Consider the following 16,636-nt stretch of genomic DNA (forward strand, 5'->3'; position numbering starts at 1 on the left):
TCGAGGCTTGGGCTCAGGGCCTGGATGTCGGTCGGCTTGGGGCCGGAGCCGCCCGGGCCGACCGAAGTACAGGCGGTGGTGGCCGCAGTCCGAGGAAATGACACGCTCATGAGACTGCGGACGACCGACGCAACGTGAGACAGCGAGAGGAACCGCAGGTCACAGCACTGCCGCCTGACAGCGAGGCTGAGAACCTACAGCGCGTGGAGGGTCTCAGGTGCCGTGCCTCTTTCTCGTCGGTGGTCTCGGCCGCGTGACCGAGAGGACACGAAGGTGAGGAACGTACGCCTTGGTACGCCTCCTCGGCGCGCGCCGCTACCGTAAGTGAATGGCCCCGATCAGACAGTTCCAGGTCACCTTCGACTGTGCCGAACCCGAGCGCCTCGCTCTTTTCTGGTGCGAGGTGTTGGGGTATGTCGTCCCGCCGCCACCGCCGGGGTTCGCCACGTGGGGCGAGGTGGATCGCGCGCTGCCCCCTGAGGAGCGGGGTGCGCGCTTCGCGTGCGTCGACCCCACAGGGGCGGGACCGCGGCTGTTCTTCCAGCGCGTCCCCGAGGGCAAGGTCGTCAAGAACCGGCTGCACCTTGACGTGCGGGTCGGCACCGGGCTCGTGGGGGAAGAGCGCCTCGCCGCGCTCGAGGCAGAGTGCGCGCGCCTGGTACCGCTCGGGGCCGTACGCGTGCGACTTCTGCATGACGACAACCACTCGTGCATCGTCATGCAGGACATCGAGGGCAACGAGTTCTGCCTCGACTGAGTAACACCGACGTGGCCCCGGCCCGCCCGCACGGGGCCGGAACGCGGGAAGCGGCCCCGCCCTGGCAGGGCGCCGTGGCGCGGATCGCCGGGTCAGCCGCTCCGGGGTCGGCTCAGGCTGATCGGGGGACGGCGTCGTCGGTGGTCTCCGGTGTGGCGGCGGTCGCCAGGTCGTCCAGGGAGAGGCCGAGTGCCCCGGCGAGAGCGGCCACGGTGAAGAAGGCCGGCGTCGGGGCCCGGCCCGTCTCGATCTTGCGCAGGGTCTCCGGCGACACCCCGGCCGTCAGGGCGACCTCCACCATGCTGCGCTCGCCGCGCGCGTGCCGCAGCAGCACCCCGAGCCGTTCCCCGCGCTGGCGTTCCCATGGAGTCAACGGAGTTCTCACCATGCTCGTGATACTAATACCGGTATAAGTATTGGTCGAGGTAGACGGGGCCGAAACGCCCGAGGAGTGGCAGACCATGGTGGAGCTCAAGAACGCAGCCGCGCTGGACGCGATGCGCGAGGCGGGACGGGTCGTCGCCCAGGCCCTCGCCGCGGCCCGGGAGGCGGCCGACGTGGGCGTGTCCCTGCGGGAACTGGACGAGGCCGCCCGCACCGTGCTGGAGGAGAACCGGGCCCGCTCACCCTTCCTCGGCTACCGGCCCTCCTTCGCACCGTCGCCCTTTCCGGGCGTCATCTGCGCCTCGGTCAACGACGCCGTCGTGCACGGCATCCCCACCGGCTACCGCCTCCGCGACGGCGACCTGGTGAGCGTCGACTGCGGTGCCGAGCTCGACGGCTGGACGGGCGACGCCGCCATCACCTTCGCCGTCGGCACGCCCCGCCCCGCCGACCGGGCGCTGATGGACGCCGCCCAGCGGGCGCTCGACGCGGGGATCGCCGCCGCCCGGCCGGGGCAGCGCATCGGCGACATCTCCCATGCCGTCGGCACGGTCGCCCGGGAGGCGCGCTGCGGGATGCCCGCCGACTTCGGGGGCCACGGCATCGGTCGGCGCATGCACGAGGACCCGCACGTGCCCAACCGGGGCCGCCCCGGCCGGGGCCTCCTCCTGCGGCCCGGTCTGGTGCTCGCCATCGAACCCATGCTCATGGCCGGCGGCCGTGACGCCTACCGGGCCGACGCCGACGGCTGGACGCTGCGGACCGCTGACGGCAGCCGAGCGGCGCACGCCGAGCACACCGTGGCCGTGACGGAAGCCGGGCCGCGCGTCCTGACGCTGCCCTAAGACGCGGCCCGGAGCACGGCCCGGAGCACGGCCCGGGCACGGCCCGGAGCACGGCCCGGGCACGGCCCGGAGCACGGCCCGGGCACGGCCCGGGCACGGCCCGGGCACGGCCCGGGCACGCGGCCCCGGGGAGTGAGCGCCGAACCGGCTCGGCGTTCCGGGTAGGGCAGGATGAGGGTCATGAGGAGCGTGCGGGGTGAGCGGGTGGTGCGGCCTACCGAGGAGGACGAGGTCGCCGCGGCCGGAAGCGAGCTGATCGGCGGGCCGGTGGGGCGGCGCGCGCTCGTGGGCGGGCACCCCATGACCCCGGTGCGGATCGTCGTCCTCTGCGCGCTCGGGCTCTTCGCGCTCGGCATGGTGCAGAAGCTGCCCTGCTACGACGGCGGCTGGTTCTTCGGCGCCGGCGCCCAGTACACCCACGCCTGCTACTCCGACATCCCGCACCTCTACACCGGGCGAGGGTTCGCCGCGGGTCTGACGCCGTACTTCGACCGGATCTCCGAGGTGTCCGGTGGTATGGAGTTCCTGGAGTACCCCGTGCTCACCGGCCTGTTCATGCAGGTCGCCGCGTGGCTCACGCCCGGGTTCGCGGAGACGGTGGCCGAGCAGCAGGCGTACTGGCTGGTCAACGCCGGCATGCTGATGGCCTGCGCCGCGATCATGGTGGTGTGCGTGGCGCGCACGCACCGCCACCGGCCCTGGGACGCGCTGTTGGTCGCGCTCGCCCCGGCGTTCGCGCTGACCGCCACCATCAACTGGGACCTGCTCGCGGTAGCCCTCACCGCCGCCGCCGTCCTGGCGTGGTCGCGCGGCCGCCCGGTGGCGTTCGGCGTGCTGCTGGGGCTTGCCACGGCCGCCAAGCTGTACCCGGTGCTGCTGCTCATGCCCCTGTTCGTGCTGTGCCTGCGGGCAGGGCGCTGGCGCGCCTACCTGACCGCGGTGGCCGGTGCGGTGGGCGCCTGGCTGGCGGTGAACCTGCCGGTCATGCTCTTCGCCTTCGACGGGTGGTCGAAGTTTTACACCTTCTCGCAGGAGCGCGGGGTCGACTTCGGCTCGTTCTGGCTGATCATCTCGCAGCGCACCGACGGCCAGGTGGAAGCCAACCTCTTCGCCATCCTGCTGGTCCTGCTGGGCTGCACCGCCATCGGCGCCCTGGTGCTCTGCGCTCCGCGCCGCCCGCGCTTCGCGCAGGTGGCCTTCTTGATGGTCGCCCTGTTCATCCTGACCAACAAGGTCTACTCGCCGCAGTACGTGCTGTGGCTGATCCCCCTCGCCGCACTGGCGCGGCCCCGCTGGCGTGACGTCCTCATCTGGCAGGCCTGCGAGGTCGTCTACTTCTTCGGTATCTGGCTCTACCTCGCCTACACCACGGGTGACGAGCAGCAGGGCCTGCCCACCGAGGGCTACCAGGTGGCGATCGCGGTGCACCTGCTCGGCACGCTCTACCTCTGTGCCGTCGTGGTCCGCGACGCCCTGTACCCGGAGCGCGATCCGGTGCGCCGCGACGGTTCGGACGATCCTTCCGGCGGGGTGCTCGACGGTGCCCCGGACCGCCTCGTCCTCGGACGCCCACCGGCCGCTCCCTCCGAGCCGCCCGCGGGAGAGACCCGGCACGCCGTACGCTGGGGCACCACTTCTCGGTGAGAGGCGTCGCTTCCCGGTGGGAGACAACGCTTCCCCGCTGCATGGTGAAGCCGTGCATGTTTCACGTGAAACGGAGCGGGCCGAAGGAAAGGGAGAGGCCGGGAGCATGGCCGGGACCCAGGGGAGCCTGACTCACGACGGCCGCGTCCTGCTGCGTTTCGCCGGCTTCCGCAGGCTGCTCGCCGTGCGCCTGCTCTCGCAACTGGCCGACGGCGTGTACCAGGTCGCGCTCGCGGCCTATGTGGTCTTCTCCCCCGAAAGCGAGGCCTCGGCCGGCGCCATCGCCGCCGCCATGGCGGTGCTGCTCCTGCCGTACTCACTGCTCGGCCCCTTCGCCGGCGTCCTGCTGGACCGGTGGCGCCGCCGTCAGGTGCTGCTCTACGGCAATCTCCTGCGCGCCACGATGGCCCTCGGCACCGCTGCCCTGCTGCTGGCGACCGCGCCGACGTGGCTGTTCTACCTCTCCGCCCTGTCGGTCACCGCCGTCAACCGGTTCATCCTCGCCGGGCTCTCCGCCGCACTGCCGCGCGTGGTGGACGGTGAGCGGCTGGTCATGGGCAACTCGGTCTCCCCGACGGCAGGCACGCTGGCGGCCACCCTCGGCGGGGCGACCGCGCTCGGCCTGCGCCTGGTGGTGCCTGACGGTGCCTCCGCGGACGCCTGGGTCGTGACCTGGGCGGCGGCCCTGTACCTCGCGGCCGGCCTGTCGGCCCTGCGCCTGCGACGGGACGCCCTGGGCCCGGACGCCTCCCAGGTGCAGCCGCGGCTGCTGGCAGCCGTGATCAGCACGGCCCGGGGCCTCCTCGCGGGCCTGCGGCACCTGGAGGAACGCCGCGTCGCCGGCTCCGCGCTCCTCGCGATGGGTCTGCTGCGCTTCTGCTACGGCGCACTGTTCGTCATGGTGTTGATGTTGTGCCGGTACGCGTGGAGTGAGGACATCGACGAGGGCATGGCCCTGCTGGGGGTTGCCGTCGGCGTCTCGGGAGCCGGTTTCTTCCTGGCGGCGGTGCTCACCCCCTGGTGCGCGCGGCGGCTGGGACGGCTGGGCTGGATGGCCTGGTGTGCTGCTGCCGCCGGCGTACTGGTGCTGCCCCTGGGCCTGTCGTTCCGGCCGACCCCCATGCTGGCCGCGGCGTTCCTGGTGGGGCTGGCGTCCCAGGGAGCGAAGATCTCCACGGACACGGTCGTGCAGTCCGCGGTCGACGACCGCTTCCGGGGCCGCGTCTTCGCGCTCTACGACATGCTCTACAACGTTGCCTTCGTGGGTGCCGCGGGAGTGGCCGCCCTGATGCTGCCGCCCGATGGGCGTTCCGTCGCCCTCGTGCTCGTCGCCTCGGCGCTGTACGTGGCCACGTCCCTCGGAGTCTTCCGGCTCCGACGGCGCGTGGAGGCCGACGCGTAGGCGACGCCGGGCGCACCGCCGCGTGTGCCCTTCCGCCGGTACCGCGGCGCCCCCGCGCGCACCGGCACCGCGGTTCCCTGGCGCGGAGAGTGCTCTGGCGCGGAGAAGTGCGCCACCCCTGTCACAGCAGTGTCGTTCCTTATCGATAACTTACACAGGTCACTCGGCCCTTCAGGCAAGCGAAGGCCGTATCCGCACTTCAGGGGGAACCCACATGACGACTCCGCAGCAGCCAGGCACGCCCGAGGGGCAGCAGCCACCGGCGACACCGCCACACCCCCACGCCCAGCCGGTTCCCCCGCAGCCGAAGAAGAGCCCGCTGAAGAAGATCGCCGGCATCGTGGTTCCCGTGATCGCCCTGGGCACCCTCGGCTACAACCTCCTCCTCGGCGGTGACGACACCACCAAGCTGGAGGTCGGCGACTGCCTGCGGAACACCGGCTCGGAGTCCTCACCGGACGTCGAGAAGCTGGACTGCGGCGACCCGGAGGCCAAGTTCAAGGTCCTCGACAAGAAGGAGGACACGGTGGCGACCGGGTTTTCCTGCAGTGACGTGGAGGGGGCGACCACGATCCTCTCCCTCCAGGAGAGCAAGGGCTCCGCGAACTCCCTGGTGCTCTGCCTCGGCGACAACTGACTCCGGACCCTCACCTCGGTGAGAGTGTGGCGCGGGGCGGGTGTGTTTCACGTGAAACACACCCGCCCCGCGCCCCCTCCACCGTCGTTTACGGCTGTTCGGCCCGGGTGGCCCACCACTCCTTCAGCCGGGCCACCGCCGCCTCCCGCCCCAGGGGGCCGTTCTCCAGCCGCTGATCGAGAAGGAAGCGGTAGGCCTCACCGATCTCGGGGCCGGGCCGGAGCCCGAGGATCTCCATGATCTCGTTGCCGTTGAGGTCCGGCCGGATCGCATCGAGCTCCTCCTGCTCCTGCAGCCGCGCGATCCGCTCCTCCAGCCCGTCGTACGCGCGGGACAAGGCGTTCGCCTTGCGCTTGTTGCGCGTGGTGCAGTCGGAGCGGGTCAACTTGTGCAGGCGGTCGAGCAACGGTCCGGCATCGCGCACGTAGCGCCGCACGGCCGCGTCGGTCCACTCCCCGGTGCCGTACCCGTGGAAGCGCAGGTGCAGCTCGACGAGCCGGGAGACGTCCTTGACCATCTCCTTGGAGTACTTCAGCGCCGTCATCCGCTTGCGGGTCATCTTCGCGCCCACCACCTCGTGGTGGTGGAACGAGACCCGCCCGTCCTTCTCGAACCGACGTGTCCGGGGCTTGCCGATGTCGTGCAGCAGCGCGGCCAGCCGCAACGTCAGGTCCGGGCCCGTGTCCTCCAGGGCGATCGCCTGTTCCAGCACGGTGAGCGAGTGCTCGTAGACGTCCTTGTGCCGGTGGTGTTCGTCCCGCTCCAACCGCAGCGCCGGGAGCTCCGGCAGGAAGTGCTCGGCGAGCCCCGTCTCCACCAGGATCTCCAGCCCCCGTCGCGGGTGCTCGGAGAGCACCAGCTTGTTCAGTTCGTCGCGGACCCGCTCGGCGGAGACGATGTCGATGCGGTCGGCCATGTCGCGCATCGCCGCGAGGACGCCCGCGTCGACGGTGAAGCCGAGCTGCGCGGCGAACCGGGCCGCGCGCAGCATCCGCAGGGGATCGTCGGAGAAGCTGTCCTGGGGCGCTCCCGGGGTGCGCAGCACCTGGCGCGCCAGGTCCTCCAGCCCTCCGTGCGGGTCGATGAACTCCTTCTGCGGCAGGGCCACGGCCATGGCGTTGACCGCGAAGTCGCGCCGCACGAGGTCTTCCTCGATCGAGTCGCCGTAGGAGACCTCCGGCTTGCGGGAGGTGCGGTCGTAGATCTCGGAACGGTAGGTCGTGACCTCGATCTGGTACTCCTGACCGCCCTCGGCCGCGGCCGCGGACTTCAGGCAGCCGACCGTGCCGAAGGCGATCCCCACGTCCCAGACCGCGTCCGCCCACGGGCGCACGATTCTCAGCACGTCCTGCGGCCGCGCGTCCGTCGTGAAGTCCAGGTCGTTCCCGAGGCGGCCGAGCAGCGCATCCCGCACCGAACCGCCGACCAGGGCCAGGGAGAAACCGGCCTCCTGGAAGCGACGGGCCAGGTCGTCGGCTACGGGCGAGACCCGCAGCAGCTCACTCACCGCACGACGCTGCACCGTGCTGAGCTCGGGCGTCGGCGGCTGGGCAGGGCTGTCAGTCTTGGGATTCGGCACAACAGCACAGCGTACGTGTCCCCCGCCCGGCGCCGCTCACCCCTTCCCGCGCGCGGCCCTGCCCGGAGCTGACGGCGATGGCGCCGGTGCCGGGCGGGGCGGCCCCGGGCGCCGGTGTGTGCACGGTGTGTGTGCGACCCCGACCGCGGCACCCGTGGCCTGCGAAGCTCGTTAGCATCGGAGTGCGCAGACCACCCACCGGCGGCGGAAGACAGGACGGACAGCGCGTGGCCGAAGTGGCGAACGACCAGGGGACTCGTGGCGGCCCGGTGCCCAGACGGTGGCGCCATCGCGCGGCCGTCGCCCTGGTGCTGTCCCCCCTGCTCGCCGCAGCCCTGCCCGTCGGCACCGCGACCGCGGCCCACGGCACGGCCCCCGAGTCGGCGCCCGGCGCCGAACCCACCGGCTCCCGCTCCGCCGAGATCGCCCTGACCGGGGTGGGCCCGCTGGCGCCGGGCGAGGACGACACGCTCACGGTCAGCGGCACCGTCACCAACCGGTCCGGCTCCGCCATCACCGACGCCGAGGTCGGGCTGCGCACCGGGCCACGGCTGACCACCCGCAGCGCCATCAACGGCGTCACCGCCGACCAGCCGTACGCCGCGGGCTCCGACGGTGTTCCGGTCACCGGCGACGACGCCACGACACCCCTGGCCGACCTCGCTCCCGGCGCCACCCGCTCCTTCACGCTGGACGTGCCGGTGGCGGACCTGCGCCTGGGGGACAGCGGCGTCTACCAACTCGGCGTCACGCTCGCCGGCCGGCCGGCGGGCACGTCCTCCGAGCAGATTCTCGGCATCGAGCGGACCCCGGTGCCCTGGCAGAAGTCTCCGGCGGAGACCCGCACCAAGATCACCGCCTTGTGGCCACTGATCTCCTCACCGCACCTGACGGCCCGCACGGACTCCGACGAGCAGCAGACGCCCGTCTTCCGCAACGAGGACCTGGTCGACGAGATCTCACCCGGCGGCCGGCTCCACCAGCTCGTGGCCGCCGGGGCCGAGCTCCCGGTCACCTGGCTCGTCGACCCGGACCTGCTGGCCTCGGTACACGCCATGACGCAGCCGTACCAGGTGGAGACACCGGACGGGCCGGTCGCCGGCACCGGGCAGCAGGTCGCCAACCAGTGGCTGCACGACCTGCAGGACGCCGTCGAGGACGAGGAAGTCGTCGCGCTGCCCTTCGCCGACCCGGACGTCGCCTCGCTCGCCCACCAGGGCCGGGACGTGTCGGGGGCGCTCGGCCACCTCCAGCCCGCCACCGAGGTGTCCGCCTACACCGTCAAGTCCATCCTCCACACCACCCCGAGCACGGACTACGCCTGGCCGGTCGAGGGCGCCATCGACCCGGCCGTCGTCTCCGTCGCCACCTCCGCCGGAGCCCGGCACGTCATCACCCGCAGCGACAGCCTCCGCGAGACCCGCGGACTCACCTACACGCCCAACGCCGCCCGCCCCATCGGCGGCGGCATCACCGCCGTCTCCGCCGACGCCACGCTGTCCACGCTCTTCACCGGGGACATGACGCGGGCCGACACCGCCACCCGCGCCGTGCGGCAGTTCCTGGCCCACACCCTGTCCATCACGGAGCAGAACCCGACCGAGCAGCGCCACGTGCTGCTCGCCCCGCAGCGCATGCCGACCACCAGCCAGGCGCGGGCCATGGCCGAAGCGCTCACGGTGCTCACCGAGGGCGGCGGCTGGGCCGAGCTGAGCCCGCTGTCGGAGACGGCGAAGGCCGAGCCCGACCCCCGGGCGAACCGCCAGGTGCCCGGCGCCGACGCCTACCCGGACACGTTGCGGTCCCAGGAGCTGCCCACCGCCGCCTTCGAGGCGATGCGCTCGACACAGACGACGCTCAAGGACTTCGCCGTCATCCTCAGCCAGGAGGACCGCGTCGTGACGCCGTTCGGCAACGCGATCCGGCGCGAGATGTCCACCTCGTGGCGCGGGCGGACGGTGGAGGCCGCCGCCTACCGGGCGGCCGTGCAGCAGTACCTGGTGAGCCTCACCGACGAGGTTCGGCTCGTCGACAAGTCTCCGATGACGCTCTCCGGACGCAGCGCCACGATCCCCGTGACGGTCAAGAACGACCTGGTGCAGCAGGTCGACGGACTGGAGCTGCGGCTGACCTCCGGGCGCCGCATCGGCCTGGACATCGACGACGACACCAAGCGCGTGGTGGTCGAGGGCGGCCACAGCCAGTCGATCACCTTCGACACGACGGCGAAGGCCAATGGCCGCACCTACCTGACCGCGCAGCTCTACACCGAGGACGACAAGCCCTACGGTGAGCCGATGACGTTCCAGGTGGACGTCACCGAGATCACTTCCACCGTGCTCCTGGTCATCGCGGGCGGCGTCCTGCTGGTCGTGCTGGCCGGGGTGCGCATGTACACCCAGCGCAAGCGGCGCGGCCCGCAGCCCGACCCCGAGGCCCCCCTCGCCGCGCCGGACGCGCCCGGGGCGGGGGAGGCGCCGGAAGCGGAGGGGACCGCGGACGAGCGGGACGCCGGAGCAGCCCGGGAGGCGGACGCAGCCGGTGAGGCGGGTGAGTGCAGTGCCGCCGACGAGACCGGTCGGGCCGGAGAGGCCGACCAGGCCGGCCAGGCCGACGGGGACCGCGGCAAGCAGCCGCGCACAGGCGACGGCACCGGGAGCCGGCACGCCACCGCGGACGAGAGCGGCCCCGGCGCGGGCAGCACCCGTGCCGACGGCCCCCAGGCGGACGGCGCGGACGGCGCGGCCGACGGCCCGGAGGCCACACCGGGCGGACGGGCGGCCCCCGCGGAGGGCGGCGACGCCCGTGACACCCGGCCCGAAAGCAGGGAGAGCCCGGGACCGGGTGAGAAAGTGGACCGTTGAGCGAGGTGTCGGGCCGACCGCCGGCCGCGGACGATGAGGTGGGGTACCCAGTGAACGAGCCGTACGACCCCGAGCGCGGCGCGCCCGCGCCGGATGGCCCGGCCCAGCGTGCGCCCGGCCCGGAGGGCCGCCCCCAGGCCCCCCACGCCCGGGACGCGTACCACCAGGACGCGTACACGCAGGACACGTACACCCACGACGCGTACGCGGGCGACCCCTACCGGCGTCGGGACGTCACCGCCCAGGACCCGGTGCACGAGGTCCTGTACGACCAGGCCGAGCACCCGCCCCCGCCCCCGCCACCCGGGCCGGAGACGCTGTACCAGCAGCCGCCGGCCCGGCGGCACGCCCCCGACCCGCGCCGCTGGGCGTCGCCGCCCGCTCCGGAGCCCGACGGCCCCTCGCGCCGCCTGCCCTACGGGGACGAGCCCGCCCGGGTGCAGTACACCGGCGTGGACGAGCTCATCACCCGGGCGCCGGACGACGACGAGCGGCACGGCACCGTCCCCCGGCAGGAACCCGAGGACGCCTTCGCGCACCTCTTCCGCGACCAGCAGGTTCCGGCCCAGCCCCAGCCGCAGCCGCAGCCGCAGCCCCAGCCTCAGCACCCGCACGCCGCCTCCGCCCAGCCGCAGCCCGCGTACGGGGCGCCCCCGCACGGAGCCCCGGCACAGGCGGCCACGCCCCCGCACGCGCACCGACCCCCGCAGTCCCGGGCCCAGCAGTCGCAGCAGCCCCAGCAGCCCCAGCGACAGCAGCCGGCGGCGCACCAGCACGCGGCGCGGCGTCAGGAACCGACGCACCCGCCGGCGAACCAGCCGGAGCACTCATCGGGCGGTTCGCACCCGCCCGCGGGGCCGGGACAGCAGGTCCCCTACGCGGGCGAGGCGCCGCTGCCCCCGCCGCCCCCCGGCACCCAGCCCACCGAGGCATCCGCACCGCCGCAGGAGGCGCCAGCGGCACCGGACAAGCCGTCCGGGCGCGGTGGCGGGCTGCTGAAGTCCAGCGCGATCATGGCGGCCGGCACCCTGGTCTCCCGACTCACCGGTTTCCTGCGCACGCTGGTCATCACCGCCGCCCTGGGCGCCGTGACGCTCGGTGACAGCTACACGGTGGCCTACACCCTGCCGACGATGGTCTACATGCTGTCCATCGGCGGCGGCCTCAACTCCGTCTTCGTGCCCCAGCTCGTGCGGGCGATGAAGGACGACGAGGACGGCGGCGAGGCCTATGCCAACCGCCTCCTCACCCTCGTGATGGTCGTGCTCGCCGGGCTGGTCGCCGTGACCGTCCTGGCGGCGCCGCTCCTGGTGCGCATGCTGTCCCCGACGATCGCGGACAACCCGGACGCCAACAGCGTCGCCGTCACCTTCGCCCGCTACTGCCTGCCCACGATCTTCTTCATGGGCGTGCACGTGGTGATGGGGCAGATCCTCAACGCGCGCGGCCGGTTCGGCGCGATGATGTGGACCCCGGTCCTGAACAACCTCGTCATCATCTTCGCGTTCGGCTCGTTCATCTGGGTCTACGGCACCTTCAGCAGCTCCGACATGGCCGTCACCACGATCTCCGACGAGGGGGTCAGGCTGCTGGGCATGGGCACCCTGCTCGGCCTGGTGGTGCAGGCGCTGGCCATGCTGCCGTTCCTCAAGGCCGCGGGCTTCCGCTTCCGCCCGCGGTTCGACTGGAAGGGCCAGGGGCTCGGCAAGGCCATCCGGCTCGCCAAGTGGACGTTCTTCTTCGTGCTCGCCAACCAGGCCGGCCTCGTCGTCGTCACCCAGCTCGCCACGGCGGCCGGGTACGCGGCGGCCGCGCAGGACAACGAGGGCGCGGGCATCCTGGGCTACCAGAACGCACTGCTCATCTGGCAGATGCCGCAGGCCATCATCACCGTCTCGGTCATGGCCGCGCTGCTGCCCCGGCTGTCCCGCTCCGCGCGCGACGGCGACGTGAGCGCCGTCCGCGACGACCTCTCGCACGGGTTGCGCACCTCGGCGGTGGCCATCGTGCCGATCGCGTTCGCCTTCCTCGCGCTCGGCGTCCCGATGTGCCTGATGCTCTACGCCTCCGCCGGGACCGACGCGGCCACCTCCATGGGGCTGATCCTCATGGCCTTCGGGCTCGGCCTGATCCCGTTCTCGGTGCAGTACGTCGTCCTGCGCGCCTTCTACGCCTACGAGGACACCCGCACGCCCTTCTACAACACGGTGATCGTCGCCATCGGCAACGCGGCGGGCGCGGTGCTGTGCTACCTGCTGCTGCCGAGCCGCTACGCCGTGGCGGGCATGGCCGCCACCTACGGCCTGGCCTACGTGCTCGGCGTCGTCGTGGCCTGGCGCCGGCTGCGCCGCACGCTCGACGGCGACCTGGACGGCAGTCGCATCGCCCGGGCCTACGCGCGCCTGTGCATCGCCAGCATCCCGGCCGCCCTGCTGGCCGGGGGTACCGCGTACGGCGTCATCCAGTACCTGGGCAACGGGTTCACCGGCGGCCTGGCGGCCCTGGTGGCCGGCTCGCTGGTCATGGGCGTGGTGTTCCTGGTGGCGGCCAAGCGCATGCGCATCCAGGAGCTCACGGCCATGATCGGCATGGTGCGCGCCAAGCTCGGGCGCTGAGACGACCCCCGACTGCCACCGCGTGTCGTGCACGACGGCAGTCTGCGGGCACAATTGTCTGGGGCCGGTCCGGTGAGCCCGGCCCCGGGAGCCGGGCTCACCGGGCCTGCTCACGGACGCGATGGATGGGGAGGCAGGAGCGACGGTGGCAGATCGGAGCACGGCCGCCGTCGACGTGGCGTACTCGGACGGTGACGGCGACGGTGAGGACACCCCGCAGCCGACCGCGTCCGACGGGGCCGCGGCCGACGGTGCGAGGCGCGAGGACAGCACTCAGAACACCGTCGACGAGGCCGTGGACGATACCGGCGAGGACGCCGCCGCGGTCCCGGCCACCGATCCCGCGTCCCCCGGGAAGCCGGCGCCCGCCGCCGGAACGGGCGAGGACTCCGACTCCGCGGCCCCCTCCGCCGGGCCGGCCGGGGCCTCCGAGACCCCCGACACCCCTGACGCCCCCGAGGCCCCCGACACCTCCGAGGCCGAGCGCACCGCCGCGGCCGCCGACGACGAGACGGCCACCTCCCGGCCCCGGTCCGCCGCCCGGCCGTCCGCTCCCGCCCCCGAGGTCCCGGAGCCGCACAGCGGCGACAAGCTGGCCCGTCGGTACCGGCTGGAGGAGTGCGTCACCCGGCTGGACGGCTTCAGCAGTTGGCGCGCCGTCGACGAGAAGCTGCGCCGGGCGGTGGGCGTGCACCTGCTGCCCGCCCACCACGGCCAGGTGCGCTCCGTCCTGGCCGCCGCCCGCTCCGCCGCGCTGCTCGGTGACCCGCGCTTCGTGCAGGTCCTCGACGCGGTCGAGGACGGCCGGCTCGTCTACGTCGTGCACGAGTGGCTGCCCGACGCCACCCCGTTGACCGCCCTGCTCGCCGCCGGGCCCCTGCCGGCCCATGAGTGCTACGAGCTGGTCAGCCAGCTCGCGCAGGCCATGGCGGTGGCGCACCGGGAGGGCCTGGCCCACCTGCGCCTCACCCCCGGCGCCGTGCTGCGGACCGGCACGGGTCAGTACCGGGTACGCGGCCTCGCGGTCAACGCCGCGCTGCGCGGGATCGAGTCCGACGCCCCGCAGCGCACCGACACCGAGGCGATCGGCGCGCTCCTGTACGCCGCCCTCACGCAGCGCTGGCCCTACGAGGAGGGCGCGTACGGGCTCACCGGCGTCACGCAGCTCTCCGGCGGCACGCTCATCCCGCCCGACCAGGTGCGCGCGGGCGTACACCGGGGCCTGTCCGAGCTGGCGATGCGGGCCCTGGTCAACGACGGCGCCACGGCCTCCAGCGAGAACCCGCCGTGCACCACGCCGGAGGAGCTCGCCGCCGCCGTCGCCGAGCTCCCGCGCATCCGCCCGGAGGAGCCCGCCTTCCTCCAGCCCACACCGTATGAGCGCACCACCTACCAGCAGGGCGTCCTCGCTCCGGACCCGGTCCCCGTGCCGGGCGTACGCGTCGTCGGACCGGTGCCCGTCGCCGATGCGCCGCCCACGCTCCCCGGCCGCACCGGCAAGCTCCTGAAGTGGGGCGTGTCCGCCCTCCTCATCGCAGCGCTGGGGCTCGGTAGCTGGCAGGTCGCGGACGCGCTGCTGAAGGGTGACGCCGGTGCCAAGGCGGCCCCGCAGGAGTCGGACCCGCAGGAGGCGGGCGGCCAGCAGCCGTCCGGCCAGGGCGAGGGGACCACCGGGCGCCCGGTGAACATCGCCTCGGCCCGCATCCTCGACCCGGAGGGCACCGGGCGCGAGAGCGCGGAGAAGGCGGCCCTGGCCTTCGACGGCGACCCCGAGACGCACTGGCAGACCCTCTACTACCGCAGCGCGGCGTTCGGGAACCTCAAGCCGGGCGTCGGCCTGATCCTGGACCTCGGCAGCGTCAAGCAGATCAGCACGATGAAAGTGCGCTTCCTCGGTGAGACGTCGGTGGACTTCCTCGCCGCGCCCGCCGACGCTTCTTCCGAGCCCACCTCGCTGGGTGACTTCAGCAAGGTCGAGAGCGCCACGGGCACTGATGTGACGCTCAGCGCGGAGCAGCCGATCCGTACCCAGTACGTCTTGGTGTGGCTCACGCAACTACCGCTCACCGAGGACGACGAATACCGTGGCCGCATCACGGAGATCGGCATCACCGGCTGATCCGGACCACGGCGGAGGGAGGGCCGGGCGGTGGGCGACGACCCCCTGGGGCGCCCCGCGCGTTCCGCGGACGCGGCACGTCTGGACGACCACGCGCTGCTGGCCGCCCACGTGGCGGGCGATCCGGAGGCCTTCGGCGAGCTGGTCCGCCGCCACCGGGACCGGTTGTGGGCCGTGGCGTTGCGGACCCTCGGCGACCGCGAGGAGGCCGCCGACGCCGTCCAGGACGCCCTCGTCTCCGCCTACCGCCGGGCGCACACCTTCCGCGGCCGGTCGGCCGTCACGACCTGGCTGCACCGCATCACCGTCAACGCCTGCCTGGACCGGGCCCGCAAGGCGGCCACGCGCCGGACCGCGCTCACCGACGACACCGAGCGGCTCGACCGGCTGCTGGAGCCGGTGGAGTCCGCGGCCGCGCCCGCCGAGCGCGCCGACGTCCACCGGGAGCTGGTGGCCGCCCTCGCCGAGCTGCCTCCGGAGCAGCGGGCCGCCCTCGTCCTCGTCGACATGCAGGGGTACCCGGTCGCCGAGGCGGCCGAGGTCCTCCAGGTCGCCGTCGGCACGGTCAAGAGCCGCTGCGCCCGTGGCAGGGCGCGGTTGCTCCCGTTGCTCGGACACCTGCGGCCGACGTATGAGTCACCGCAGGCAGGGGGAAGGAACCGGACACGGGGGACGACCGTCCCACCGACGCGAGGAAACGACGGCACCGGAGCAGTGAGGGGCGGAGGTGGAGCAGCATGACCGCGCCTTTCGCGGGGTCCGGCCCCGACGGACACCCGGAGGTCGATGAGCTGTCCGCGCTGAGTGAGGGGCTGCTGCCCCCGCAGGACACGGTTGCGATCCGTCGGCACCTGGCGCTCTGCCCGCTGTGCGCGGACGTGCTCTCCTCGCTGGAGGAGATCCGCAGCGCCCTTGGCACGCTTCCCGGCCCGGTCCGCATGCCGGAGGACGTCGCGGGCCGCATCGATGCGGCTCTGGCCGCCGAGGCCTTCCTGGACGCTTCTCCGGTCCGGGAGGACGCCGCCGCACCGATCGGCGGGACGGACCGGCACACGCACGGCAGCCGCCGCGAGGAGGCGTCCGTGCTCGCCGCCCCCGCTCCTCACGTTTCACGTGAAACGACACGGCGCACCCCGGGCGGACCCTCCAGCACGTCGGGCCCGGGCCACGCCGGACCGGGCGCTACCGGGCCTGGCCGCGCCGCGCCCGGACGCCGCCGCAGCCGCTCCGGTCGGCGCCGCGCCGCCCTGTGGGGGGTCGCCGGAGCCCTGGCCGCCGCCGTGGCCGGTGGCGTCGTCGTACCGACGCTGTTCTCCTCCTCCGACCCGAACGGGCCGACGGAAGCCGCACGGCCGCACGCCTCGGGCACCGCCGAGCTGGAGAGCCGCGTGCACGAGTTGCTCGCCGACTCCCCGGCCGCGGCCCCGGGTCGGCCGGGCGGCGATCGGACGGCGTCGGGGGAGGCAGAGGGGCAGCAGGCGCCGAACGCTCCCTTCACCGCCGAGACGGCGCCCACCGAGAACGCCACGGTGCCGCCCTGTGTGCAGCAGGGCACCGGGCGCACCGAGTCCCCGCTCGCCGCCACGAAGGACACGTACGAGGGAACCGTGTCGTACCTGGTGCTCCTGCCCCACCCCGGCGACGAGACGAGAGTCGATGCCTACATGGTCGATGCCGCCTGCGCCACCGGGGCGTCGGAGGGCCCGGGGGAGCGGTTGGCCTTCCTGACCGTCGAACGCCGCTGACAGCCCGGCGCGGAACTTCGCGCCCCCTCACCCGACCGTGGCAGG

The 16,636-nt window shown here is 73.4% G+C and carries 12 protein-coding genes; 10 read left to right on the forward strand and 2 right to left on the reverse strand.

Annotated elements, in window-relative coordinates:
• Positions 1–328 precede the first annotated feature (328 nt).
• Positions 329–757, forward strand: coding sequence for a VOC family protein (locus OSB71_RS03510; protein WP_265944030.1), 429 nt, complete (start codon positions 329–331; stop codon positions 755–757).
• A 112-nt stretch (positions 758–869) separates the two neighbouring features.
• Here OSB71_RS03510 and OSB71_RS03515 read toward each other — a convergent pair whose 3' ends face one another.
• Positions 870–1,145, reverse strand: a complete 276-nt coding sequence (locus tag OSB71_RS03515) for a helix-turn-helix domain-containing protein (RefSeq protein WP_265944032.1) — start codon at positions 1,143–1,145, stop codon at positions 870–872.
• Between the two features lie 73 nt (positions 1,146–1,218).
• Between OSB71_RS03515 and map the strand changes: the two genes are divergently transcribed.
• The 4 genes from map (at position 1,219) to OSB71_RS03535 (ending at position 5,669) form a co-directional block, all read left to right on the forward strand.
• Complete coding sequence (gene map / locus OSB71_RS03520) at positions 1,219–1,986, forward strand: type I methionyl aminopeptidase (protein WP_265944034.1); 768 nt, start codon at positions 1,219–1,221, stop codon at positions 1,984–1,986.
• Between the two features lie 180 nt (positions 1,987–2,166).
• Complete coding sequence (locus OSB71_RS03525; RefSeq protein WP_265944036.1) at positions 2,167–3,630, forward strand: glycosyltransferase family 87 protein; 1,464 nt, start codon at positions 2,167–2,169, stop codon at positions 3,628–3,630.
• 106 nt (positions 3,631–3,736) lie between these two features.
• Positions 3,737–5,032 carry an MFS transporter gene (locus OSB71_RS03530; protein ID WP_265944038.1) on the forward strand — a complete coding sequence of 432 codons (1,296 nt, stop codon included), beginning with the start codon at positions 3,737–3,739 and terminating at the stop codon, positions 5,030–5,032.
• 214 nt (positions 5,033–5,246) lie between these two features.
• On the forward strand, positions 5,247–5,669 hold the full coding sequence (locus tag OSB71_RS03535) for an LppU/SCO3897 family protein (protein WP_265944040.1): 423 nt from the start codon (positions 5,247–5,249) through the stop codon (positions 5,667–5,669).
• Between the two features lie 88 nt (positions 5,670–5,757).
• Here OSB71_RS03535 and OSB71_RS03540 read toward each other — a convergent pair whose 3' ends face one another.
• Complete coding sequence (locus OSB71_RS03540; protein WP_265944042.1) at positions 5,758–7,248, reverse strand: CCA tRNA nucleotidyltransferase; 1,491 nt, start codon at positions 7,246–7,248, stop codon at positions 5,758–5,760.
• Positions 7,249–7,475: 227 nt separating this feature from the next.
• Between OSB71_RS03540 and OSB71_RS03545 the strand changes: the two genes are divergently transcribed.
• The 5 genes from OSB71_RS03545 to OSB71_RS03565 all read left to right on the forward strand — a co-directional run bounded on the left by OSB71_RS03545 (position 7,476) and on the right by OSB71_RS03565 (position 16,591).
• A complete protein-coding gene (locus tag OSB71_RS03545) occupies positions 7,476–10,112 on the forward strand; it encodes a DUF6049 family protein (RefSeq protein ID WP_265944043.1) in 2,637 nt (878 codons plus the stop codon).
• A gap of 50 nt (positions 10,113–10,162) precedes the next feature.
• Positions 10,163–12,727 (forward strand): murein biosynthesis integral membrane protein MurJ, encoded by a 2,565-nt coding sequence (murJ, locus tag OSB71_RS03550; protein ID WP_265944044.1) that lies wholly within the window; start codon positions 10,163–10,165, stop codon positions 12,725–12,727.
• 145 nt (positions 12,728–12,872) lie between these two features.
• Complete coding sequence (locus tag OSB71_RS03555) at positions 12,873–14,846, forward strand: protein kinase family protein (RefSeq protein WP_265944045.1); 1,974 nt, start codon at positions 12,873–12,875, stop codon at positions 14,844–14,846.
• Positions 14,847–14,876: 30 nt separating this feature from the next.
• Positions 14,877–15,587 (forward strand): RNA polymerase sigma factor SigM, encoded by a 711-nt coding sequence (gene sigM, locus OSB71_RS03560; RefSeq protein WP_416237184.1) that lies wholly within the window; start codon positions 14,877–14,879, stop codon positions 15,585–15,587.
• Positions 15,584–16,591: an anti-sigma factor family protein gene (locus OSB71_RS03565; RefSeq protein WP_265944046.1), complete on the forward strand. Its 1,008-nt coding sequence runs from the start codon at positions 15,584–15,586 to the stop codon at positions 16,589–16,591. The genes sigM and OSB71_RS03565 overlap by 4 nt, the downstream gene beginning before the upstream one ends.
• Positions 16,592–16,636 lie beyond the last annotated feature (45 nt).

This window comes from Streptomyces marinisediminis, assembly GCF_026262575.1.
Classification (GTDB): domain Bacteria; phylum Actinomycetota; class Actinomycetes; order Streptomycetales; family Streptomycetaceae; genus Streptomyces; species Streptomyces marinisediminis.